The sequence below is a fragment of the Kitasatospora sp. NBC_00039 genome, assembly GCF_045160625.1.
In the GTDB taxonomy this organism is placed as follows: Bacteria; Actinomycetota; Actinomycetes; order Streptomycetales; family Streptomycetaceae; genus Kitasatospora.
On record NZ_CP108289.1, the window covers coordinates 6,701,854 to 6,724,686 of the forward strand.

The window sequence follows — 22,833 nt, forward strand, 5'->3', positions numbered from 1 at the left end:
CAGTGGCCGTCAACACAGGTCCACCCCGTGCTTGAGCCGGCCCGCCGATGCCGCCAGGATGGGGACGGCAGAGCGGGCTGGGGAGAGGCGGGGGAGTGCACAACTCGATCAGCGGCGGCGAGTTCCAGAACGTCTTCATGGCACACACCATCAATGTCGCGGAGCCCCCTGCCCCGGCGGAGCGGGTCATCCTGATGGACGTTCCGGTGATACGGCACTACGTGAACAACCACGAGTTGTTCACGCGGATGGACACCATCCGGGCCGGCTGCCGGGCGGAGGACGTGGCCACCCGGATCCTGCTGTGGGGCATGCCCGGAATCGGCGTGACGGCCGCCGCGGACCGCTGGGTACGCGAACACCAGACGGACCTGCCGACCATCCAGCTGCGGGCGGAACTCTCCCCGAACGGTCAGCACGCGGACGCCACCGCCGTCCTGGAGGACTGGCTCGACCAGCTCGGCGTGCCGAAGCAGGACCGGCCGGGCGACCAGGCCGCGCTGGCGCGTTGCTTCCAACGCCGCACCGCCGGCCTGCCGGTGCTGGTCCTCATCGACGGCGCGCGGACGGCCGCTCAGGTCAGGCCCCTGCTGCCCGGCTCACGCAGGAGCATCGCCCTGATCACCAGCCACGACCGCCTCGGCGGACTGCGCGGCTCCCACGACGTCGAACAGCTGAGGGTCGGACCGCTGGACGACGAGCACAGCGACGCCCTCCTCGCCCGCGTCGCCGACCTCGGCGACGAGACCAAGGCCGCCCGGCTGCCCCTCGTCCGCGCCTGCGCGGGCATCCCGTTGGCCCTGCGGATCCTCGCCGCCCGGCTGGTCTCGCTCGGGCCGGCGGCGCTGCGGGAGCTCGTCGCCCAACTCGACAGCGGCACATCGCGCCTGGAGGAACTGGCCGTGGACGACATCTCCTTCCCCCGCCTGCTCGACGAGATGTACCGGAGCCTGGACGCGGACAGTGCCCGCGCCTACCGGCTGCTCGGCCTGCACCCCACCCTGCTGCTGGACGAAGGGGGGATCCGGGCGCTCCTCGGAGCCGCCGGACCGCTCGGGCCGACCCTGGACGCCCTGCGCATCGCCAACCTGCTGGACCACCGGGAGGACGGCCGCCACCTTCTCAACGGCGTCGTCCACGAGCACGCCGGGCTCGCCGCCCGGCTGCCCGCGCACGCGCAGGAGCGCGAGGCCGCGCTGGACCGCATCCTGGCGTACTACACCGACCTCGCGGAGGCAGGGGAGGCGGCGCAGTCCAAGCGCTGGCGCCACGACCCGGCGGACGCCTACCGGCGCCGGGCCCGGGCGGCCGACGGCGCGGCGGTCGACGGTCGGGTGGCCGACGGTGCGGCGCTCGGAGGTCGGGCGGCCGACGGCACGGTGGCTGATGGCCCGGTGGTCGACGGTGTGGCGCTCGACGGGTACCGGACCAATCTGGTCGCCGCCGTCGAGACGGCCAACCGGGCCGGGCGGCACGATCACGCCTGGCGGATCTGCCAGGGCCTGTGGACGCACTGCCTCCGCGGCGGCCACCACACCGACTGGATCCGGGCCTTGCGGGTCGGTGTCGCGTCCGCGCTGGAGACCGGCGATCTGCTGGCACTCGCGCGGATGCACTACGAACTGGGCTTCGCGCTGCTCGACCGCTTCGATGCGGGGGAGGACGATCCGCGCCTCGCCCGGGAACACCTCGCCGAGGCGCTGCGCATCGCGCGCGGGCGTACGGGGGCCGAAGGTCACCGTCGGACGGCGTCCTCGGCCCTGGAGGCGCTCGGCCTGCTGAGCCTGCGCGAGGGGGATCCCGGTACGGCGCTCGGTCTGCTGGACGAGGCGCTCGGCGCGCTCGACGGCGTCGACCACCGGCGTGGCCTGGCGCTGCTCGGCTACCACCGGGGGCGCGTGCTGACCGCGCTCGGCCGGCACGCGGATGCCGAGGCCGTCCTCCGGGGCGCCGCCGAGGAGTTCGCCCGGCTCGGCGACGGCTACAACGTGGCCCGCAGCCTCACCCGCCTCGCCGAGGACCGACTGGCCGCCGGCCTGCCCGACGCGGCCCTGGCCCTGCTGACCGAGGCGCTGGAGGACATCCCCGACCGCCCCGGCACTGCCTACCAGCGGGCCGAGATCCTGCGGCAACGCGGTGACCTGCACCGGACGTCGGGTGCCGAGGCCGAGGCGGTCGCGGACTGGACGCGCGCCCGCGCGTTCTACGCCCAGGCGGGCAGTACCAAGGTCGCCGAGGTCGAGCGCCTGCTGTCACCCGGGAGCTCGGCAGAGGCTGACCAGGAGTAGCCCGGCCGGCTGCCCGGCGCCCGCTGCCACCCGCACCACCCCGCCGGGCGCCGACTCGCCGGACAGCTGCTCATGGACGACGGACGCCGCGACCGCGAACGACGCCCATGCCGGACGCTCCTGCCACACGGCCGTCAGACGGCGCCCGTCGGGAAGCAGCGCCAGGCAGCCGCCGTCCGGCCGCTCCACCGCGATCAGCGCACAGCCGGCCAGCCCCCGCCCGAGCTCCCGCCAGGTGGACCGGGCGGCGGGGTCGGTGGCGGACTCGAATGTGGACTCGGTGGTGGACTCGAAGGTGGACTCGGCCCGTTCGGCGGGTACCAGCAGCACATCCGCCGACCTCCGGACCCCGCTGTCGGGCTCCGCGAGGTCCGCGACCAGATGGGTGCCGGCGCCGAGATGGCCGAGCCGGGATCGCTGCAACCCGGCCGGGTACCTGCGCAGCCTCATGCTTCGCCCGCCCTCGGGGGCCCCGGCCGGCACCTCGGCCGGCGTCTCGGTCGGCAGCTCGGACGACGTCTCCGTCGGTGTCCCGGTCGGTGTCTCCGTCGAATCCACGACCGACACCGCGACCACCGTCGGCGGCAGCACCGTCGTCCGGGCGGTGGGCAGTGACGGCACCGGGACGACCCGGGTAACCGCAGGTCCGGCGGGCTCGTCCAGCCCGAGGTGGCGGTAGAAGACGGTGCGCAGCCGGGCGGCGGACTCTCCCGGCACCGAGCTGACGAGGCCGCCGACCTCGGTGACCGCCGGGTCCGCACGCTGGGTGACCGCCGCGCCCAGCAACTGCGGCAGGACGCCCTCCCACCCGGACAACCGGGGGGCGAGCTTCCCGAGCTGCTCCATCGGTGAACCGGGTGCCACGGCGTCCTCCGCGAAAGCGCCCAGGACGGTCGGAGTTCCCAGCGCGGCGCCGTACAGCGTCACCGAACCGTGGTCGCCCACCAGGAAATCGGCGGCGACCAGCGCCGCCTTCCAGATCTCCGTCTCGGGCCCCGGAAGTATCAGGCCGGCCTCGACGAATTCGCCCAACCAGCGTTGGATCTGCCACAGCCCGTGGGCGAACCAGGCATTCGGGTGGACGGCCGCGACCACCCGGAATTCATCGGCCGGCAATTCCGCCAGGACGCGGCGCAGCGGATCCGCGTCGGCATGTCCGAGCAGCGAATGCGGGCCCCAGGTGGACGACACCACCACCAGTTTCTGCCCCGGCCGAACCCCGAACGCACCCCGGTACGCCGAACGCAGGGGCATGCTCGCCCGCAACTGGTCCAGGCACGGATCGCCGACCACGGCACTCACCGGGACGGCCTCGGGGCACCCCGCTCGGAGCCGGTCGAGCTGCTCCTGATGGGACAGCAGGACGGCGGACGGAACGACCCGGCCGTCGTGCATCAACCACTCGGCCGTCAGGCCGAAGGCTCCCGGCTCCCGGCTCCCGGCTCCCGGCTCCCGGCTCCCGGCTCCCGGCTCCCGGCTGAGCATTTTATTGTATCCGGCGCCGTGCGGGGCTCCGATCAGCGGTGCGCGCAGTGCATGCAAATCCCCGCCCCGGTTCGTGGCTATCGCGAGGTCGAACGGGAATTCCTTGGCCGATTCCCAGGGTATTTCGATCATCCCGCGCTCCCGGAGGAAATCCGAGGTGCCGGAATCCAGCGCCGACGAGCCGGTGCAGCTGAACAGCACCTCCACCCGCCGGTCCGCCCCGAACACGGCGAGCAGGTCCAGCAGCCGGGTCGCGGCGGTGATGTTGTGCACCACGCCGAGGACGCGCCGCTCGGGCCGGACGGTCGACCAGCGCGCGCGGTCGTCGGCGATCGCCGGGTGCACCCGCTGCGCCCTCACGGTGTTCGTCGTCAACGCCACGCCCCCGTCTTTCGCCAAGTCGACCCATTCTGCCAGCCCGGGGGTGGCGGACGGGGTCGGGCGGGGGCAGCGGAACGGCACGGGCGGGGCGGCCGTGTGCGAGCCGGCCCGCGCTCCTCTGGGTCGGGCGGTGGATTCCAGAGGGCGCAGGCCGGTGGTGGTGGGCCGGGTTCAGCGGCGCACCGGCAGACCGGCGGACCGGCGGACCGGCGGACCGGCGGACCGGCAGATCGGCGGGCCGGCAGATCGGCAGATCGGCGGGCCGGTGGGCTCAGGAACGGGTCGGTTCCGCCGGGGTGGAGTCGACCAGGTCGGGGTGGTGGCGGCGGGTGACCTCGGGGTGGGCGCGGGTGTAGCCCTTCCACTCGTTGAGGCCGAACTCGGCGAAGAGGGGGTTGGCCGGGTCCTGGGTGGCCCCGGGGGCGTGGTGGGCCAGGGGGAAGTCGAGCGGCTCGATGTGGGCGTCGAGGCGCGGGTTGTAGAAGAACGGGACGGAGAAGCGCTCCCGGGCGCCGGGCGGGCTGACCACGCGGTGACTGGTGGCCTTGAGGTAACCGTCGGTCGCGACCTCCAGCAGCTCGCCCAGGTTGACCACGAAGGCGCCCTCCATCGGCGGGACCTCCAGGAAGCTGCCGTCCGGACGCTCCACCTGGAGGCCGCCGACGGTGTCCTGGAGGAGGAGGGTGATGAAGCCGTAGTCCTTGTGCGCGCCGACGCCCTGGCCGGCCCCGTCGGGCGCCGTCCCGGGGTAGCGGACCAGCTTCAGGCGTAGGTGGGGGTGCCCGGCGAAGGCGTAGTCGTAGAAGTCCGGGCGGGCGCCGATCGCGGTGAGCAGCTCGTGCAGCAGCCGCTTGGCGACGTCACCGAGGCGGTCGATCCAGCCGAGTGCGGCGGACCGGAGCTCGGGGAGCGCCGTGGGCCACTGGTTCGGGCCCTCCAGCCACCAGTACGGCGGCTCGCCGCGCCCCGGGACGTGCGGGGGCAGTTCGGCGCCGATGTCCAGCTGGTCGCGCCAGTCCTGGCTGCCGCCGGTGCGCTCGTCGCCGGTGCGGGTGTAGCCGCGGAAGTGCGGGGAGTTGAGGTTGCTCACGCCGAGCCGGTCGGCTTCGGGGAGGTCGAAGAAGGCCCGCATCGCCCCGGTGAGGGCGGCCGTCTCGGCACGGGTGACACCGTGGCCGACGAGCTGGAAGAAGCCGACGCCGGTGGCTGCGGCCCGCAGCTCGTCGTGCAGCCGGAGCCGGTCCTCGGGGCTGCCGCCGGCGAGCGAGAGGTCGATCACCGGGAGGGCGTCGGTGAGGGCGCCCGCGGCTGCGTCCGCGAGGGCGTTCGAGCGGGCGTCCGCCAGGGCGGACGGGGTGGTGGAGGGGTGCTGCTGCTGCGTCATGGGTGACATCCGCTGGGTCTCGTCCCGACCGTTCCCGGTGGTCGACCGGGGGCGCCGGGGCCACGCCTGGTGCGGCGGGTGCCCGGGGGCCGGGAAGGGGGACGCGGCCTGGTGAGGACCGCGCATGAGGGTGGGAGGCGCGAGGTTCAGCCGGAGCGTCGACAGGACATGCTCGTCACGCGGAGCAGGTCCACGTGGCGGCGGCGAACAAGTATGAGCACGTCACCAGCCTAAATGACGGTCGCACCGGCGAGGAGGCCCCGGGTCCAATTTGTTGTCGTGTACGTGCTAAGTGGCGGGAGTTGGCCGGATGCGGAGGCCGTCGGGGCTGCTGCGGTTGCCGGGTCTGTTGGGTCCGTTGTCGTCATCGGGTCTGTTGTGGTCACTGGATCAGTTGCGGTCGTTGTGGTCGTTGAGGTAGGCCAGCACCGCGAGGACCCGCCTGTTGTCGTCGTCCGAGGGCAGGAGGTCCAGCCGGACGAAGATCGACGCGGTGTGCTTGGCGACCGCCCGCTCGGTGATCACCAGCTGCTGGGCGATGGCCGCGTTCGACCGGCCCTCCGCCATCAGCGCGAGCACCTGCCGCTCGCGCGGACTGAGCGCAGCCACCGGGCCGGAGGCCGAGTTGTGGGTGAGCAGCCGGCCGATCACCTCCGGGTCCATCGCCGTGCCGCCCTGCGCGACCCGGCGTACCGCGTCCAGGAACTGGGTGCCGTCCATGACGCGGTCCTTCAGCAGGTAGCCGATCCCGCCGCTGCCGTCCGCCAGCAGCTCGCGCGCGTAGAGCTGTTCGACGTACTGAGACAGCACCAGCACCGGTAGCCCGGGCTGGTTCTGACGGGCGGCCAGGGCCGCGCGCAGGCCCTCGTCGGTGAACGAGGGCGGCAGCCGGACATCCACCACGGCGATGTCCGGCCGGTCCGCGGCCACCGCCGCCAGCAGCTCGTCACCGGTCTCGACGGCCGAGGTGACCGTCATGCCGTTCGCCTCCAGCAGCCGGGTCAGGCCGTCCCGGAGGAGGAAGAGGTCTTCGGCGATGACAACGCGCACGGGATCTCCAGCTGTGCGATGGTAGGGCCGCCCGGCGGGCTGCTGACGGCAAGCACCCCGTCGAACGCGGCCAGCCGGCGCTCTGTTCCGCGCAGACCGGTGCCCTTTGACGGGTCTGCGCCGCCGCGCCCGTCGTCGGTCACCGATATCCGCAGCAGCCCCTCGGCGCCGTCATGGCCGATGTCGATCCAGACCCGGCCGGCCCCGGCGTGCTTGACCACATTGGCCAGCAGCTCGCTCACCGCGAAGTAGGCCGCGGATTCGACCGGTGCGGGCGGTCGGCCCGGAAGCCCGCCGGTGAACCGGACCGGTAGCGGCAGGTCGAGGGCCATGGCGTGCACGGCGTCGGCCAGACCGCGGTCGGCGAGCACCGGCGGATGGATGCCCCGGACCAGGCCGCGCAGCTCACCCAGCGCCTTGGCCGAGGACGTCCGGGCCTCCGCGAGCAGCGGTCGCAGGGCCTGCGGGTCGTGGTCGAGCAGCTGCTCGGCCACGCTCAGCAGCATCCCCAGCGCCACGAGCCGGGCCTGCGCCCCGTCGTGCAGGTCCCGCTCGATCCGGCGCAGCTCAGCCGCCCCGGCGTCGATGGTGTCCGCCCTCGTCCGGGCCAGGTGGCTGACCTGGAGGGCCAGCTCCGTCCGCCGGGACGGCCCCAGCAGGGCCCGGGCGGCCCGCTCGTGCAGTGCCAGCACGGGCCGGGCGGCCCAGAGGGCGACGGGGCCCGCCAGCCAGAGGGCCATCGTGTAGAGCACCAGCAGGGAGATGAACGGACCGCCTCTGCCGAACACCTGCACCAGTACCGGGACCAGGATCAGCAGCATGGCTGTGAGCAGGACGGTGACGCCGGAGAACACCGACCAGGCCGTGTCCCGCCAGGTCGCCGGGTCACCCGGCCAGCCGCCGGCCTGCCGCCACAGCTGCCGCCACCGCGGACCCCCGTCGGCCGTCGGCCGGTACGGCGGCTCGATCGCCCTACCGCTCCAATGCCCGACCAGCCGCCTCGTCTCCACCGCCACCCAGCGGGAGCCGATCACGCCGAGCATCAGCAGCGGAAGTGCCAGCAGCAGTGCCCCGGAACGGCCGCTCGGTGCCGCGCCCCCGTAGATGACCGTGGCCGTCACAGCCAGGGTCCCCGGTGCGAGCAGAGCGGCCCCCGCCGCCCGGCCGGCCGCCCCGGTGGCCCAGCTCAGCGCCCAGACGGCGACTGGCAGCGTCGCCAGAAGGAGCCCCGTCATCGCTCGGATCCGGTTGGGCGCGGACGAGTCGTCAGGGCCCAGCAGGGCGGCGAGCACCAGAACGGGAGCGGCCGCGGCGGCGACCGCGCCCGCCACCGCCAGGGTGACCGCGTACAAGGCGCGCACGCTGTCCACGAGCGCCCGGCCCACCCGTGTAGCGGCCCTGGCCACGACAACCGTGCTCATCACGCACCTCCTGCCCGTTGCTGCGTCCTGCAGCGTTCCTCGCGGCGCCCGGACCGGGACCCCTCGATCATGCGGTGGCCAGTCTGCCGGGCGGCCCACAGGCGGCGCACGGGGCCTGAACCCCGAATCTGAGGTGTACCTGAATACACCTCAGGAGGCCGCCTAGCCGTGTATCGAGGCCCTGCCGCCGGTCCGTAGCGTCGTTCCCGTCAGACGGCCCGGGGCCCTCCGGGGCCGGGTCCGCTCCCGGGCGCGCCAACCTGCTCGATCGGCTCCCGGGGGGCGCCAACCTGCTCGATCTGCCCGAGTGCCGGCCCGGGGCCGCGCTTCTCCGGCCGCCCCCGATCCCGTCCCCGATCCCTCTTTCCGCTCCTGGACTCCTTTCCGCCCCTTGTTCCCGCCCCTTGGAGGGCCCGTGACCGCGCCGATCATCCGGCTCAGCGATGTCAGCAAGACTTACGACACGTCTGGCACCGCTCGCCCGGCCCTGGCCGGGCTGGACCTGGAGGTGCGGGCCGGCGAGGCACTGGCCGTGCTCGGCCGCTCCGGCAGCGGCAAATCCACCCTGCTCAACCTGATCGCCGGCCTGGATCTCCCCAGCACCGGCAGCGTGGTGGTGGACGGAGTCGCCGTCCACGAGCTCGGCGAGGCCGCGCTGGCCGGGTACCGGCGGGCGCGGATCGGCATGGTGTTCCAGTTCTTCAACCTGTTGGACGACCTCAGCGTCGAGGACAACGTGCTGCTCCCCGCCCAGCTGTCCGGGATGCGCCGGGACGAGGCGCGGGGCCGTGCCACCGAGCTGCTGGACCGGCTCGGCGTGGCCCGGCACGCCCGGACGTTTCCCGGCCTGCTCTCCGGCGGCGAGCGCCAGCGCGTCGCGGTGGCCCGGGCTCTGATGAACCGGCCGCCGCTGCTGCTCGCCGACGAGCCGACCGGCGCCCTGGACACCACCTCCGCCGCCGATGTCCGCGCGCTGCTCTGTGAGTTGAACGCGGAGGGCCAGACGATCCTGCTGGTCACCCACGACACCGCGCTCGCCGAGGCCTGCGCCACCCGGACGATCGAGCTGCTCGACGGCCGCCTGCACCGCGACACGCTCCATGCGGAGGCCACCCGATGAGTGCACTCGGCAATGTGGTCCGGGCCGGCGTCGGCCGCAAGCGGGTGCAGGCACTGGTCATGGTGCTCACCACGATGATGGCCGTCACGGCCTGCGTGCTCGCCACCGGGCTGCTGGCCGCCGCCCACGGCCCGTTCGACCACGCCTTCGCCCAGCAGCGCGGCGCCCACCTGAACGCCCTGGTCGACCCGGCGAAGGCCGATCCGGCGCGACTCGCCGCCACCTCCCGCGCCCCGGGGGTGACGGCGATGGCCGGCCCGTACCCGGCTCTGCCCCTGCGGCCGCACGCGGGCGATGGCTCCGGCGCACTCCCCGAGGGCGCCGCGCTGGCCCCGATGACCTTCGTCGCGCGCGCCTTGGACGAGCCGCTGGACGGCCTGCGGGTGACGCTCGGTCGCTGGCTCGCCGGGCCGGGCGAGGTCGTCCTCCCGGACGGCCGCTCCCCGCTGGCCCTGGGCGACCGGATGACCTTCCCCGACCTGCCCGGCAGTCCGACGCTGACCGTGGTCGGGTTGGCCGCCTCGGTCTCCTGGAGCGCGGACGGCTGGGTCGCCCCCGAGCAGGCCGCCGCGCTGACCGCACCCGGCAGCTCACCGCCGGTCCAGCTGCTCTACCGCTTCGCCCACGCCGGTACCGACGCCGAGGTGGACGCCGACCGCGCGGCGCTCGCCACCGCCCTGCCGCCGGGCGCCCTGACCGGCGCCACCTCCTACCTTCCGGCCAAGCGGCACGCCGACCGGACGGCCGCGACCTTCGTCCCGTTCGTTGTCGCCTTCGGCCTGCTCGGCCTCGCCATGTCCGTGCTGACCATCGGGGTGGTGGTCAGCGGCGCGGTCACCGCCGCCACCCGGCGGATCGGCATCCTCAAGTCCCTGGGCTTCACCCCGGCACAGGTGGTCCGTGCCTATGTCGGTCAGGCACTCGTCCCGGCGTCGGCCGGGACAGCGCTCGGCGTCCTCGGCGGGAACCTGCTGGCCGTCCCCGTCCTCGGCCTGGCCGACAAGGCGCTGCGCAGCGGACTGCTCGGCATCCCGCCCTGGGTCGACCTGGCCGTTCCGGCGGTCGCGCTCGCCGCGGTGGCCGGAACGGCCTTGGTGCCCGCGCTGCGGGCCGGTCGCTTGCGCACCGTCGAGGCGCTCGCGGTCGGTCGGACGGCGCCGGGGACGCGGTCCGGGGCCTCCCGGAACGTCGCGGCGGCCCAGCGCCTGCTGGCCCGGCTGCCGGTGCCACGCGCGCTGAGCCTGGGACTGGCCGGCCCGCTCACCCGGCCGGTGCGCACAGCGACCACGACGGCGGCGGTGTTGCTCGGCACGGTCGGTGTGACGCTCGGTGCGGGCCTGGCGGTCTCCCTGAACGGGATCCAGGACGGCCTCAACGCCGACCATGTGGGCGCGGTCATCGTGGAACCGCCGATGGACCGCTCGGCCAAACCCGTCGACCGCCTGGACGAGGCCACCGTCGTGGCCGCGATCACCGCCCGTCCGGGCACCCGGGCCTGGTTCAGTACGGTCCTCGCCCCGGTCACCGTCGCGGACCACACGGGGCGGGCCGGTGTGGTCGCCTACGGCGGGGACTCCTCCTGGAGCGGGTACCAGATGGTCTCCGGCCGGTGGTTCCACGGCGGGGGAGAGGCGGTGGTGGGGTCCGGGTTCCTGAGCGCCAATCAGGTCCGGGTCGGCGACACGATCGCCCTCACCGACCACGGCCGCAGCACCCCGGTCCGGATCGTCGGCGAGGCGCTCTCCACGGAGGACGTGGTGCTGACCGACCGATCCACGCTGATACCCCTCGCCACCGCCGTCCTGCCGGCCTCCGTGCGGTTCCACGTCGACCTCGTGCCCGGTACCGACCGGCAGGCCTTCGCGGACACGCTGGACGACGCGGTGCGGCCGCTCGGCCTCGAAGCAGAGCGGGGCGGGGCGGGTCTGAACATCACCGTCCTGGCGATGAACTCACTGGCCACCGTCCTCACCCTGCTGCTGGTCGCGGTGGCGGGCCTCGGGGTGCTCAACACCGTCCTGCTGGACACCCGGGAGCGGGTCCACGACCTCGGGGTGCTCAAGGCACTCGGGATGTCACCGCGCCAGACCGTGGGGATGGTGCTCACCTCGGTCTGTGGCAGCGGCCTCCTCGCCGGAGTGGTGGGCGTCCCGGTCGGGGTCGCCGTCCACCACTGGATAGTCCCGGCGATGGCCCGCGCCGCGGGGACGGGCGTACCGGAGGCGGACCTCGCGGTCTTCGAACCGGGAGTGGTCCTGCCACTGGTGCTCGGCGGGCTGGTGATGGCCCTGCTCGGCGCCCTCCCGCCGGCCACCTGGGCAGCACGCACCCGGACGGTGACGGCACTGCGCACCGAGTAGCGGCCCGACAGCCCGTCGGATGTCGGGCCGCTGCCCCGGAACCCGTCCTTCCGGGGCAGCGGCCCGGCTCGGGTTCGCCCGAGCCGGCCGAGCTGCCCACCCACGTCGGCCTCCCCAGGCCGGGCGGGGCGTTCGAGCAGGGCCGAGCCGAGCATGGGCGAACCCAGCCCGGGTGGGCCGTCTGCTTCAGACCGACCGATTCAGCTCGTTCGGTTCAGGTCGTCCGCTTCAGGCCGTTCGGTTCAGGCCGTTCGGTTCAGGCCTGCAGGGTGGCGGCGTACACCTCGATGGCGTCTCGCTGGTATGCGGCGAGGCCCGGCGCGATGGCCTCGTACGCGGCGCGCCACTGCTCGTTCTCCACGCACGAGCGGCCGATCGCGCGGTACTCCTCGGCGGTGACCGGCTGGATCGCGCTGACGGCCCGGTACTGTCCGTCGACCTCGGCCTGCACGGCTTCGGCGTCGACGGGCGTGCCGGCGGCCATCAGTTCGGCCAGCCGGATCATGAGCGCGGTGCGCTCGCGCTGGCCGGCCTCGATCTCGGCCTCGGTCATCGTCGCGGTCGCCCGCCCGATCCCCTCGGCCAGCTCCGGGAAGTCGCGCAGGCTCTCCCCGTACTCGGCGGGCTGGATGCCCTCGAAGAGGTTCTCCGGTCGGTTGATGCTGGTCATCGGACTACCGTCCTTCCTGGACTGCTCCAGTTCGGTGATCGTGCGGGAGACGGTGGCGGCCAGGGCGGTGAGCCGGTCGCGCTCGGCCAGCAGCCGGCGGTGGTGGCCGTGCAGGGCCTCCAGCTCGTCCACCTGCGAGGCCAGGATCCTTCCGACCTCGGACAGGCTCACTCCGAGCGCCCGCAGTACGAGGATCTGCTGCAGCCGCAGCAACTGGCCTTCCTCGTAGTAGCGGTGGCCGTTGGAGCCGATCCACGCGGGTGGCAGCAGCTCGATCTCGTCGTAGTGCCGGAGCGTCCGGGCGGTCACGCCCGACATCCGTGCCACTTCCGCGATCGGCCAGGCCATCGCCGTCTCCTCTCACCTGCGTGAGGCCGGCTGCCACCGGCCGGTCCGGCCCCGGGGGTCGGGCCCCGGGGCCGGCACCGGTCAGGCTTCCGGGGCCCTTTCGGGCTTCCGGGTACCGATCGGGCTCCGGCCGCCGGCTGCTGCCGGTCTCAAGCTTACTCACCGGGCCGGTCGTTCCGGCCCTGATCAGGACGATAGAAGCTGCCGTTGCGGCAACTTCAAGTCCTGACCCCCGCCCCCGCCCCCGCCCCCGCCCCCGGATTCGGATCCGGGGGCCGAACCCGAGTCCGAACCCGAATCCCCATCCCTGAGCCGCGCTTTCAGTCTTCCAGCGCCGCGCTGCTCGTAGAGCCGGTCCGGCGACTGCCCGTGCCGTCCCGTCAGCGCCACCGCGGACGGGTTCGACTCCCGGCGCCGGCCGCCGTCGCCGTCTTCGGGGTGTTCTGTACCGGACTCACCTTCCACCACAACTACCGGCTCAACGCCAACGAGGGTGCCATGGGCGCGGCCACCGTCGGCCACCTGCTGCCGGTCGTCTCGGCGGCGCTCGGCGCGCGCGTCCTTGACGAGGCGTTGAGCGTGCGGACCGTCGCGGGAATGATCGGGGCGCCGGCCGGGGTTGTCCTGACCCGGCAGCATCGGGAACGACCCACCCGCCCCACCGCCTCCACCGCCGCGACCACCACGGCTACCGACCTGCCACCACCACTCGCGACCGAACGAACGGACCATGAGCCCCGAATCGCCTTGGCGGATACGCGACTTCCGCACCGTCTTCACCGCCACCGCGCTCGCCCAGCTCGGCACCAACATCGGTTACGTCGTCCTCCCGCTGATCGCCGTCACCGCGCTGGACGCGAGCGCCGGGCAGGTCGGGGCACTGGCCACGCTGAGCACCCTCGCGTTCCTGCTGATCGGCCTGCCCGCCGGAGCCTGGGTGGACCGGATGCGCCACCGCCGCGTCCTCATCGTCGCGGACCTGGTGAAGGCCGCCCTGTACGCGTCCGTCCCGCTCGCCTGGTGGCTGGGCGGGCTCACCCTCTGGCAGCTGTACGCCGTCGCCCTGCTGAGCGGGTGCGCGACCGTCTTCTTCGACGTCGCGTCGCAGAGCGTGCTGCCGCAACTGGTCGGCCGCGGCCACCTGGTGCAGGCGAACGCGGCTGTGGTGAGTCTGATGGCCGTCGGGAACATCGCCGGGCGCAGCGCGGGCGGTGCGCTCGTCCAACTGCTCACCGCACCGGCCGCCATCGCCGCAACGGCCGCCAGCCACCTCGGTTCGGCGCTGCGCCTCATCGCCCTGCGCCGTACCCCCGCACCCGCGTCGCCGCCGGTGCGTGGCGACCGGCCCGGCCTGGGCGCGCAGATCGGGGAGGGCCTGCGTCACGTCCTCGGCAACGCCGAACTGCGGGCGCTCGCGCTCACCGCCTCCCTCACCAACCTCGGCTTCCAGATCGTCAACACCCTGCTTCCGGTGCTGTTCGTGCGGGAGCTCCACCTCCCCGCCGGCGCGCTGGGCCTGTACTGGGCGGTCGGCGGCCTGGGCATCCTGCTCGGGTCCCGCTGTGCCCGGCCGATCGCGGCCCGGGTCGGCTACGGCCGGGCGCTCGGCCTGGCCGGTCTCTGCGCGGCACCGGCGGGTCTGCTGATCCCGCTGAACGGTGCCGGCGTCTGGTTGTACGTGGCGGGGTTCGGCTCGTTGGTGTTGTCCTTCAAGACCGGGATGGACAACGTGCTCGGGGTCAGCCTGCGGCAGCGGATGACCCCGGACGCCCTGCTCGGCCGGATGAACGCCACCTTTCGTTTCCTGCTCACCGGTTCACTGGCGATCGGTGCCGCCCTGGCAGGCCTGCTCGGCGAGCTGGCGGGGCTCCATCCCACTCTCTGGCTCGGCGGTGTGCTTCTCGCCTCGGCCTTCCTCCCCGTCTACCTCTCGCCGATCCGCACCCGTCGCCTCCTCCCCGACCAGTCCACCGCCACGGAGGCCGAGGCCGAGGCAGCGGCCCCGATCAGGGCCGGCGACGATGCTCCCCAGGGCGTGAAGCCGGCCCTTGACCTCAGGCGCACCTGACGTTCGGTCACGGTCATCATGAACACGGCCCCGGCGAGCGCCTGACCGGCCGCGACGAGATCGCCGAGTTCACCATCGCCGAGTTCGCCCGCGAGGTGCTCCCGGCGCCCTCGCGGACACCGGGAACTCCGCCACCCACGAGGTGGTGCAGCCCTCCGCCGGTCAGCCTTCGGCAATCGGGGCCCGGACCGTAGGGGACTCGTCAGCCGGGGTCCGAGCCGCCGCGGCCTGGGCGGTGTGCGGGAACGGGCAGCCGCCGGCCGTCGCGGGCCCGTCCTCGAAGGTGCCCAGCTCGCTCACCCGGTAGCCGCCGGGGTAGCCGCGCACCTGGCGGCCGTCGCGGGCCAGGTGCGGCTTGCGGCGGGGCGGGAGGAGGCGGACGAAGCGGCCGCGCAGCCACATGCCGGTCCGGACGGCGCGCCGCAGGGCGGCCGGCGGCGCCGGGTAGCCGAAGGCCTCGCGCAGCGGGTCGTCCAGGAGGCAGAGGGAGGAGGTGCGCATCGAGGGGCGCATCGGGGCCGGGTACCAGGAGGCCATCAGCCCGAGCGTGGCGTCCGAGACGTCGCGGCCGCCCTGGTCGTAGCCGAAGTGGGCGCGCTCGTAGTCGTCGAGCAGCCGCTCGAACTCCTCGTACGTCTCCGGGATGCCGCTCAGGCCCATGTGGCGGCCGAGTTCCCGGTAGTAGTTGGTGGTGGCGCGGATCTCGTGCGGCGAGTACGGACGCCAGCCGTAGTCGTCCAGCCAGCGCTTGGGCACCACGACGAAGGTGGCGAGCACGTACACGAAGTCTTCGTTGGAGATGTCGTACCGGCGGTGCATCTGGTTCATCCGCCGGATCGCCTCGCGCCCCTGCTCGGAGGCGAAGCCGTGCTCGACGACGGCCTCCAGGATCAGCACGGTGTCGTCGTACCGCTTCTGCGCCCGCCGGGTGAACTCACCGGTCTGCGCGAGCAGCCGGCCGATGCTGGGCACGGCGTAGGTGCGGTAGAGGGCGAAGCTGAGCGACTGGGTGGTGTCCCAGGGGAACTCGTACCAGCTGCTGATCCGGTAGATCTCGGTGAAGTCGGTCTCCGGATCCATGCGCTGAATCTTCTTCAGCCAGTCGTATCGCTGCACAGGCCGACCCTAGGGGCCGGTCAGGGGCGGGTCAACGCGGCCCGGTCGCCGCCCGCCGGCCAACGAGGCCTGGTCCCCGCAGGTCGCCGCCGGGAGCCGCCGGGCCGCCGGGTGTCGCTACGCCGCCGCCGTCGGTGGCTCCCGCTAACTTTTCTCGCAGATTCCCGCCGAGGATGTCGAAAACGCCGGGCGTGCTTCTACCTACCCGTGAGAGCCCCCACCCCGGGGCGGACACGACGAACGAGGAGCAGGACCATGAAGTACATGCTGCTGATGCAGTTCAGCGAGAAGAACGCCGACTTCCCGAAGATCGACGAGTGGAAGCCCGAGGAGATCCAGGCGCACATCCGGTTCATGAAGGACACCAACACCCGGCTCGCCGGGGCCGGGGAACTGGTCGACGCCCAGGGGCTGGCCATGCCGGAGACCGCCCGGATCGTGCGCTCGCACAGCGGCGGCGCGCCGGTGGTCACCGAGGGGCCGTTCCCGGAGACCAAGGAGTGGGTGGCCGGCTGGTGGATCGTGGACTGCGACGGCGAGGAGCGGGCGGTCGAGATCGCGGCGGCCGTCTCCGCGGCGCCCGGCCCCGGCGGGGAGCCGCTGAACATGCCGATCGAGGTGCGCCAGGTGATGTCGGCGCCGCCCACCGAGCTGTGACCGCTCCCTCCGGGAGCATCGACGACCTGCTGCGCACCCTCGCGCCGCAGGTCGTCGGCGTGCTCACCCGCCGCTACGGGGACTTCGCCACCGCCGAGGACGCCGTCCAGGAGGCCCTGCTGGACGCCGCCACCCAGTGGCCCGGCGAGGGGCTGCCGCGCAACCCGCGCGGGTGGCTGGTCCAGGTCGCCAACCGCCGGATGACCGAGCAGGTCCGCAGCGAGCAGGCCCGCCGACGGCGCGAGGACCTGGTGGCCGGGCAGCAGCCGGCCGACCGGCTCACCGCGCCGCCCGCGGACACCGAGGACGAGGCCGCCCACGACGACACCCTCACCCTCCTCTTCCTCTGCTGCCACCCCGCCCTCTCGCCCGCCTCGGCGATCGCGCTCACCCTGCGGTCGGTCGGCGGCCTGACCACCGGCGAGATCGCCCGCGCGTTCCTGGTCCCCGAGGCGACGATGGGCCAGCGGATCAGCCGGGCCAAGCAGCGGATCAAGTCCTCCGGCGTGCCGTTCCGGATGCCCGACGCCGCCGAGTGGCCGGCCCGCCTGGACGCGGTGCTGCACGTGCTCTACCTGATCTTCAACGAGGGCTACGCCAGCAGTGCCGGGCCCGACCTGCAACGCGTCGAACTCGCCCGCGAGGCGATCCGCCTCACCCGGGCCGTCCATGCGCTCCTCCCGGAGGACGGCGAGGTGACCGGGCTGCTGGCGCTGATGCTGCTCAACGACGCCCGCGGACCGGCCCGCACCGGCCCGGACGGCGAGCTGGTCCCGCTCGCCGAGCAGGACCGCACCCGCTGGGACGCCGCGGCGATCGCCGAGGGCGTCGCGCTGATCACGGCCGCCCTGCCGCGCGGGCCGGTCGGGCCGTACCAGGTGCAGGCGGCGATCGCGGCCGTCCACGACGAGGCCCCGACCGCCGAGGAGACCGACTGGCCGCAGATCCTCGCCCTCTACGGGGTCCTGGGCCGGATCTCCGACAATCCGCTGATCACCCTGAACCGCGCGGTGGCCACCGCCATGGTCGACAGCCCGGCCGCCGGGCTCGCCCTCCTCGCCGACGCACCGGCCGGCCTCGCCGAGCACCACGGGCTGTACGCGGTCCGTGCCCACCTGCACGAGCTGGCGGGGGAGCGGGACGCCGCCGTCGCCGACTACCGGACCGCCGCGCGCCGGACCGCCAGCCTGCCCGAACGCCACCACCTCAGCCTGCGCGCCGCCCGGCTGGCGGCGGGTGCCCCGGCTGCCGCCCCGGCTTCCGTCCCAGCTGCCGGGCCCGTTTCCGCCGACGGCGATCAGGAGCCGGGGCCGGCCGGGGGCGGGGGAGCCCGTCGAGCATGACGACAGGTGGGCCGGGGTGGGCCGGGCTCAGCCCGTGGCGTCCTCGACGGCCACCGGGACTCCGGCCTCGTGGAGTCGCACTCGCCAGTACTCCATCTCCGCCAACGTCCCTGTCAGGCCGGTGCGTTGAAGCTCGGAGACCAGCGTCCGGGCGTGTGTCAGCGAGACGGCCGCACCCTCCCGGAAGACCTTGAGTGCCGCCACCGAACCGGATATCGGCCCGGTCGGCCGCAGCCGGGCCGCTCCGTGCGCGGCGAGCAGGGCCACCCGCACGGATTCCGGAGCCGGCTCCGGCCCGGCGTGCTCGCACCAGGCGCTGCCGCAGCCCGCGCAGGAGCCCTCGGCGTCCCACCAGAGCTCCCGCCCCCGGAGAAACTGGTTCACCTGACGCACGCTGACGCCCCCACAGGTGCCACAGCGCCCCGCCATCTCCACCGTCTGCCCGGTCATCGCACCTCCGCGTCAGGTGATTCTCCCGTCGCGTCCGTCCCGGCGCGAACCGTTTCGTGACGCGCCGCTCATGCTCCCGGGTGGAGGACGGCTTCGGCGATCTCGCGGACCCGCTCCGGGGTGATGCCGGTGCGCTGTTCGACGGCGAGCGGGTGGTCGGTGGGCTCCAGCTCGACGGCGGGTCGTTCGCCGACGGGGCGGGTGTGGACGTTGGTCTTGAGGTTGAGGGTGCCGACGGGGTAGAGGGCGAGGTCGGTGGTCAGCCAGCCGAAGCAGGGCGGCTCGCTCTCCCGGCCAGGGGTGGTCCACAGGTCGATCGTGCGGGTGAAGTGGGGCTCGCTGAGGGAGACCCAGACGCCCCACGAGAAGATGTCGGGGGTACCGATCACCGGTATCTCGATCATGCCCTTGACGAAGAAGTGCCGTCCTTTGACGACGCACTGGTCCTCGGAGAGCATGCTGTCGCGCCGCTTCCCGTACTTCTCCTTCCAGACGTCGGGCGCCGTGGCGGAGTAGCCCATGGGCAGCTCCGCGTGGTACTCGCCGCAGCAGGAACAGGTGTAACCGGGGACATCAGCCATGGGCGGGAGCCTACGACCGGCGGCTGCACCGCTCTGACCTGGGGTGCTACCGGCCGAAGCTTCCGAGGCCGCCCGGTTCCCGCGGTCACCCGGTTCCCGAGGCCGCCCGGTTCCCGCGGTCACCCGGTCACCCGGCCGCCCGGTCACCGGGTCGGGTGGGCCAGCCCCGTCTCGTACGCGGTGATCACCAGCTGGACCCGGTCGCGGGCGCCCAGTTTGCTGAGCAGCCGGGCCACGTGGGACTTGGCGGTGGCGACCGAGATGAACAGCTCCTCGGCGATCTCGGCGTTCGAGCGGCCGCGGCCGACCAGGGTGAGGACCTCCCGCTCGCGTTCGGTGATGCCCTCGATCGCCCGGGCGGGCGCGGGGTCGCTCACCGGCCCGGGGCGGTCGAGGAAGTCGGCGATCAGGCGCCGGGTGACACCCGGGGCGATCAGGGCGTCCCCGGCGGCGACCACGCGGATGGCCGCCAGGATGTCGTCGACCGCCATGTCCTTGACCGCGAACCCGCTGGCGCCGGCCCGGAGCGCGCCGTAGACGTGTTCGTCCTCGTCGAAGGTGGTCAGGACCAGGACGCGGGTGCTGCCGGAGGCGGCGGTGATCAGGCGGGTGGCCTCGATGCCGTCCATGCCGGGCATCCGGATGTCCATCACGACCACGTCGGGGCTGACCTCCCGGGCCAGCCGGACCGCCTCGGTGCCCGATCCGGCCTCGCCGACGACGTCCAGGTCGGGGTGGTCGGCCATGATCACGCGCAGGCCGGAGCGGACCAGTGGCTGGTCGTCGACGAGGACGACGCGGATGCTCATCGGACGCCCTCCCGCCCGGTTGCGGCCCGCTGGGAGGCCCGCTGCGCTGCCGGCTGTGAGGCCCGCAGTGCGGCCGGCTGCGAGGCGGGCAGCGGCAGGCTGGCCGCCACCCGGAAGCCGCCCTCCGGACGCGGGCCGGCGCTGAACCGGCCGTGCAACAGGTTGACGCGCTCCCGCATACCGGTGATTCCGAAACCGGATCCCACCGTGCTCGGCATCCCCCGCCCGTCGTCGAGCACCTCCACGGACAACTCCTCCGCCCCGTAGTCGATGACCACCCGGCAGTGCCCGGTGTCCGCGTGGCGGGCCACGTTCGTCACCGCCTCCTGAACGATACGGTAGGCGGACAGGTCGAGGTCGGCCGGCAGTCGCCGCCGCTCGCCGGCCCACTGCACCTCGACCCGGACCCCCGCGTCCGCGGTCGCCGCCACCAGCTGCTCGACGTCCGCGAGCCCCGGTGTCGGAGCGAGGGGTGCGGACGCCGAGCCGGTGTCCGGGTCGGCCTGACGGAGCGCCACCAGTGTGCGCCGAAGGCCCGCCAGGGTTTCCCGGCTGGTGGACTCGATCGCCCGCAGAGCCTCGCGGGCCTCCGCCGGCTGTGTCTCGATGACCCGGCTGCCGACGCCGGCCTGGATGGCGATGATGCCGATGCTGTGGGCGACCATGTCGTGCAACTCGCGGGCGATCCGCAGCCGCTCGGCGGTCACCGCCTCGGCCACCTCCTGCGAGCGCAGGGCCACGGCGTGTTCGCGCCGTTCACGGAGCAGCAGGCCGGCCATGCAGCAGATGACCAGCACCAGGAGGGCGACCAGGCCGACGCCCACCATGTTGTCCGCGTGCGTGAACAGGCCGACGGCGAAGAACTGCAACAGGAACGACACCGCGACGGCGGCGATCGAGGCGCGCCGCGACCGGGTGGCGACCACGAAGCCCAGCACGAGGTCCACCGTCAGGAACGGCACGAACCGGATCGAGCCCTGGCCGTGACCCGACTCCACGACGCTGAGCGCGCCGAACAGGGCCAGCGCCAGGGTCGGCAGCGGGCGGCGGCGCAGCAGCCCGAGGAGCAGGCCGCCGGCGAGCAGTCCTCCGCCGGCGTGCAGGCCGGCTTCGGCTCGCGGCGAGCCGGTCAGCAGCAGCAACACCACGAAGGGGTAGAGCACCGCGCCGACCCAGGCCGCAAGCCGTCCCTGCACCGCCCCGGCCGCCGCAACCGCCCAGCTCTCCCCACTCGCCCCGTGCGCCTCGCCCAGCCCGCCTGTCCCGTGCGCCTCGCCCGTCCCGCCCGTCCTGCCTGTCCCGCTCCTCATGCCGCGAGACTAGCCGTCGGCCGTCCGGCGGACATTGGCCCACGGGCGTACGCCCCTGGGCGGACCGGCCCGGGCGATTGCCGCCCCCGGCCCGATGCCGGGTGCGGGGCCCGCCCGGAAGAGTCTGTGCCGTGATCGAAGTCAACGAACTCACCAAGACCTACGGCGGCAGGACCGCCGTCGACCAGCTGTCGTTCACCGTCCGGCCCGGGCAGGTCACCGGATTCCTCGGACCCAACGGCGCGGGCAAGACCACCACACTGCGGCTGGTCCTCGGCCTGGACGCGCCCACCTCCGGCACCGCCACGGTCGGCGGCGTCCCGTTCCGCAGCCACAACCGGGGCCTGCGGCACGCCGGCGCCCTGCTCGATGCGGGCCACGTCCACGGCGGTCGGACCGCCACCGCCCACCTGTCGGCGCTGGCCCGCAGCAACGGCCTCCCGGCGCGCAGGGTGGCCGAGGTACTGGAGGAGGTGGGCCTCGCCGAGGCCGCGCGCCGCCGGATCGGCGGGTTCTCGCTCGGCATGAAGCAGCGGCTCGGTATCGCCGCCGCGCTGCTCGGCGATCCGCCCGTGCTGATGTTCGACGAGCCGATCAACGGCATGGATCCGGAGGGTGTGCTCTGGGTGCGCCACCTGTTCCGCCGGCTGGCGGCGGAGGGCCGCACGGTCTTCCTCTCCAGCCACCTGATGTCGGAGATGGAGCAGACCGCCGACCGACTCGTCGTCATCGGCCAGGGTCGGCTGATCGCCGCCGAGTCGGTGCGCGACTTCGCGGCCCGCAGCACCCGGCGGACCGTCGTGGTCGGCACGCCGCAGGCCGCCGAGCTGACCGAGCTGCTGACGGCGGCCGGCGCGACGGTCGAGCCGGAGGGTTCGGCCGGGGCCGAGCGGCTCGTCGTGACCGGGCTGCCCGCCGAACGGATCGGCGCGCTCGCCTTCGAGCGCAGGATCGAGCTGAGCGAACTGACCACCCACAGCGCCTCCTTGGAGGAGGCGTTCATGGAACTGACCGCCGACCACGTCGAGTACCAGGCAGGACGGACCCGATGACCGCACGCACCTCCGCCGTTCCCGTCGCCCCCGCCGTTCCCGGCGGGCGGGCGGCCGCACCACCCGCCCGCTTCGGTGACCTGGTCGCCGCGGAGTGGATCAAGCTGCGCTCGCTGCGCTCCACCCCTTGGCTGCTCGCCTTCGCCACGCTCTTCGTGGTCGGTTCCTCCGCGGCGGCGTCGATCGCGGAGTCTGCCGACCTCGGCGGGACGGACATGGCGGTACGCCCCAACGAGGGGTTCCTGGTGTTCGACGCCTATCCGGTGCCGGGCTACCTGACTCTGATGCTGCTGGCCGGTACCGTCGGTGCGCTCACCGTCGTCGCCGAGTACGGCAGCGGACTGATCCGCGCCACCACGGTGGCGGTGCCGGCCCGCGGCTCGGTGGTGCTGGCCAAGGGGGCGGTGCTCATCGCGGTCTGGGGCGTGGTCGGCACGGTGATCTCGATCGGCTCGTTCGCCGTCTCCCAGGCGATTCTGAGTGGTCGCCACACCGATGTCGCGTTCGGTCACCCCGGGGTGCTGCGGGCCGTGGTGGTGTCCGCGCTGGTGGCCCCGGTCTGTGCGCTGATCGGGCTGGGCATCGGCGTCCTGGTCCGCCATGGCGCGGCGGCGACGGCCACCACCGGCTTCGTGCTGCTGATGCTGCCGGTGTTCTTCTCGACCTCCATCCGCTGGTCCGCCGACGTCAACCACCTGATGGTGTCCTCCGCTTGGAAGCGGCTGGTGCAGCACTGGTCACCGCCGCCCGGCAGCGGCTTCGGCTACGCCACTGTCTCCGGCTCGTGGACGGTGCTCGCACTCTGGCCGCTGGTGGCGCTCGCCCTGGCCCTGCCGGTGGTCCGCCGCCGCGACGTCTGACGAGGCGTCGGGGAGCCGTCGGGGAGTCGTCGGGTCCGGCGGGCCCGGGGTGGGTGCGGGTGTCCTAGGATCGCCTGCCT

18 protein-coding genes are annotated in these 22,833 nt (G+C 73.7%); 8 read left to right on the forward strand and 10 right to left on the reverse strand.

The window, feature by feature from the left end:
* Positions 1–95: 95 nt before the first annotated feature.
* Positions 96–2,288 (forward strand): hypothetical protein, encoded by a 2,193-nt coding sequence (locus OG286_RS29795; protein WP_396319142.1) that lies wholly within the window; start codon positions 96–98, stop codon positions 2,286–2,288.
* Here the strand turns inward: OG286_RS29795 and OG286_RS29800 are convergent.
* From OG286_RS29800 to OG286_RS29815, 4 genes are all read right to left on the reverse strand, one after another.
* Entirely contained in the window at positions 2,253–4,154 is a 1,902-nt protein-coding gene (locus OG286_RS29800) for a hypothetical protein (protein WP_396319141.1), read from the reverse strand. The genes OG286_RS29795 and OG286_RS29800 overlap by 36 nt on opposite strands.
* A 271-nt stretch (positions 4,155–4,425) precedes the next feature.
* The gene (locus tag OG286_RS29805; RefSeq protein ID WP_405365895.1) at positions 4,426–5,538 is read right to left on the reverse strand and encodes an isopenicillin N synthase family dioxygenase; all 1,113 of its coding nucleotides are present in this window, start codon (positions 5,536–5,538) and stop codon (positions 4,426–4,428) included.
* 390 nt (positions 5,539–5,928) lie between these two features.
* The gene (locus tag OG286_RS29810) at positions 5,929–6,588 is read right to left on the reverse strand and encodes a response regulator (RefSeq protein WP_396319139.1); all 660 of its coding nucleotides are present in this window, start codon (positions 6,586–6,588) and stop codon (positions 5,929–5,931) included.
* Positions 6,540–8,009, reverse strand: a complete 1,470-nt coding sequence (locus OG286_RS29815) for a sensor histidine kinase (protein WP_396319138.1) — start codon at positions 8,007–8,009, stop codon at positions 6,540–6,542. The genes OG286_RS29810 and OG286_RS29815 overlap by 49 nt, the downstream gene beginning before the upstream one ends.
* 415 nt (positions 8,010–8,424) lie before the next feature.
* Between OG286_RS29815 and OG286_RS29820 the strand changes: the two genes are divergently transcribed.
* Together OG286_RS29820 and OG286_RS29825 are read left to right on the forward strand one after the other, a co-directional pair.
* Entirely contained in the window at positions 8,425–9,129 is a 705-nt protein-coding gene (locus OG286_RS29820; protein WP_396319137.1) for an ABC transporter ATP-binding protein, read from the forward strand.
* Positions 9,126–11,489 carry an FtsX-like permease family protein gene (locus OG286_RS29825; protein ID WP_396319136.1) on the forward strand — a complete coding sequence of 788 codons (2,364 nt, stop codon included), beginning with the start codon at positions 9,126–9,128 and terminating at the stop codon, positions 11,487–11,489. The genes OG286_RS29820 and OG286_RS29825 overlap by 4 nt, the downstream gene beginning before the upstream one ends.
* 256 nt (positions 11,490–11,745) lie before the next feature.
* On the opposite strand, the gene OG286_RS29830 is transcribed toward OG286_RS29825, so the two are convergent.
* Entirely contained in the window at positions 11,746–12,507 is a 762-nt protein-coding gene (locus OG286_RS29830) for a MerR family transcriptional regulator (RefSeq protein ID WP_396319135.1), read from the reverse strand.
* A gap of 730 nt (positions 12,508–13,237) precedes the next feature.
* Here OG286_RS29830 and OG286_RS29835 point away from each other — a divergent pair.
* Positions 13,238–14,575: an MFS transporter gene (locus OG286_RS29835; protein ID WP_396319134.1), complete on the forward strand. Its 1,338-nt coding sequence runs from the start codon at positions 13,238–13,240 to the stop codon at positions 14,573–14,575.
* A 162-nt stretch (positions 14,576–14,737) separates the two neighbouring features.
* Here OG286_RS29835 and OG286_RS29840 read toward each other — a convergent pair whose 3' ends face one another.
* Positions 14,738–15,691: an oxygenase MpaB family protein gene (locus tag OG286_RS29840; protein WP_396319133.1), complete on the reverse strand. Its 954-nt coding sequence runs from the start codon at positions 15,689–15,691 to the stop codon at positions 14,738–14,740.
* 255 nt (positions 15,692–15,946) lie between these two features.
* Between OG286_RS29840 and OG286_RS29845 the strand changes: the two genes are divergently transcribed.
* Both OG286_RS29845 and OG286_RS29850 read left to right on the forward strand, forming a co-directional pair.
* A complete protein-coding gene (locus OG286_RS29845; RefSeq protein WP_396319132.1) occupies positions 15,947–16,348 on the forward strand; it encodes a YciI family protein in 402 nt (133 codons plus the stop codon).
* Positions 16,345–17,691, forward strand: coding sequence for an RNA polymerase sigma factor (locus OG286_RS29850; protein WP_396319131.1), 1,347 nt, complete (start codon positions 16,345–16,347; stop codon positions 17,689–17,691). The genes OG286_RS29845 and OG286_RS29850 overlap by 4 nt, the downstream gene beginning before the upstream one ends.
* 27 nt (positions 17,692–17,718) lie before the next feature.
* On the opposite strand, the gene OG286_RS29855 is transcribed toward OG286_RS29850, so the two are convergent.
* From OG286_RS29855 to OG286_RS29870, 4 genes are all read right to left on the reverse strand, one after another.
* A complete protein-coding gene (locus tag OG286_RS29855; RefSeq protein WP_396319130.1) occupies positions 17,719–18,075 on the reverse strand; it encodes a hypothetical protein in 357 nt (118 codons plus the stop codon).
* Between the two features lie 134 nt (positions 18,076–18,209).
* Positions 18,210–18,662 (reverse strand): DUF2199 domain-containing protein, encoded by a 453-nt coding sequence (locus OG286_RS29860; RefSeq protein ID WP_396319634.1) that lies wholly within the window; start codon positions 18,660–18,662, stop codon positions 18,210–18,212.
* A 203-nt stretch (positions 18,663–18,865) separates the two neighbouring features.
* Positions 18,866–19,531: a response regulator gene (locus tag OG286_RS29865; protein WP_396319129.1), complete on the reverse strand. Its 666-nt coding sequence runs from the start codon at positions 19,529–19,531 to the stop codon at positions 18,866–18,868.
* A complete protein-coding gene (locus OG286_RS29870; protein WP_396319128.1) occupies positions 19,528–20,841 on the reverse strand; it encodes a sensor histidine kinase in 1,314 nt (437 codons plus the stop codon). Before OG286_RS29870 ends, OG286_RS29865 begins: the two co-directional genes overlap by 4 nt.
* 131 nt (positions 20,842–20,972) lie before the next feature.
* On the opposite strand from OG286_RS29870, the gene OG286_RS29875 reads away from it, so the two are divergent.
* Both OG286_RS29875 and OG286_RS29880 read left to right on the forward strand, forming a co-directional pair.
* On the forward strand, positions 20,973–21,893 hold the full coding sequence (locus OG286_RS29875; protein WP_396319127.1) for an ABC transporter ATP-binding protein: 921 nt from the start codon (positions 20,973–20,975) through the stop codon (positions 21,891–21,893).
* Positions 21,890–22,753 (forward strand): ABC transporter permease, encoded by an 864-nt coding sequence (locus OG286_RS29880; RefSeq protein WP_396319126.1) that lies wholly within the window; start codon positions 21,890–21,892, stop codon positions 22,751–22,753. Before OG286_RS29875 ends, OG286_RS29880 begins: the two co-directional genes overlap by 4 nt.
* Positions 22,754–22,833: the final 80 nt, after the last annotated feature.

Excerpts from the sequence above, each read along its gene's own strand:
- OG286_RS29805 (WP_405365895.1), bottom strand. The coding sequence starts at position 5,538 with ATGACGCAGCAGCAGCACCCCTCCACCACCCCGTCCGCCCTGGCGGAC.
- OG286_RS29815 (WP_396319138.1), bottom strand. The coding sequence starts at position 8,009 with ATGAGCACGGTTGTCGTGGCCAGGGCCGCTACACGGGTGGGCCGGGCG.
- OG286_RS29825 (WP_396319136.1), top strand. The coding sequence starts at position 9,126 with ATGAGTGCACTCGGCAATGTGGTCCGGGCCGGCGTCGGCCGCAAGCGG.
- OG286_RS29830 (WP_396319135.1), bottom strand. The coding sequence starts at position 12,507 with ATGGCCTGGCCGATCGCGGAAGTGGCACGGATGTCGGGCGTGACCGCC.
- OG286_RS29835 (WP_396319134.1), top strand. The coding sequence starts at position 13,238 with ATGAGCCCCGAATCGCCTTGGCGGATACGCGACTTCCGCACCGTCTTC.
- OG286_RS29845 (WP_396319132.1), top strand. The coding sequence starts at position 15,947 with ATGAAGTACATGCTGCTGATGCAGTTCAGCGAGAAGAACGCCGACTTC.
- OG286_RS29860 (WP_396319634.1), bottom strand. The coding sequence starts at position 18,662 with ATGGGCTACTCCGCCACGGCGCCCGACGTCTGGAAGGAGAAGTACGGG.
- OG286_RS29865 (WP_396319129.1), bottom strand. The coding sequence starts at position 19,531 with ATGAGCATCCGCGTCGTCCTCGTCGACGACCAGCCACTGGTCCGCTCC.
- OG286_RS29870 (WP_396319128.1), bottom strand. The coding sequence starts at position 20,841 with ATGAGGAGCGGGACAGGCAGGACGGGCGGGACGGGCGAGGCGCACGGG.
- OG286_RS29880 (WP_396319126.1), top strand. The coding sequence starts at position 21,890 with ATGACCGCACGCACCTCCGCCGTTCCCGTCGCCCCCGCCGTTCCCGGC.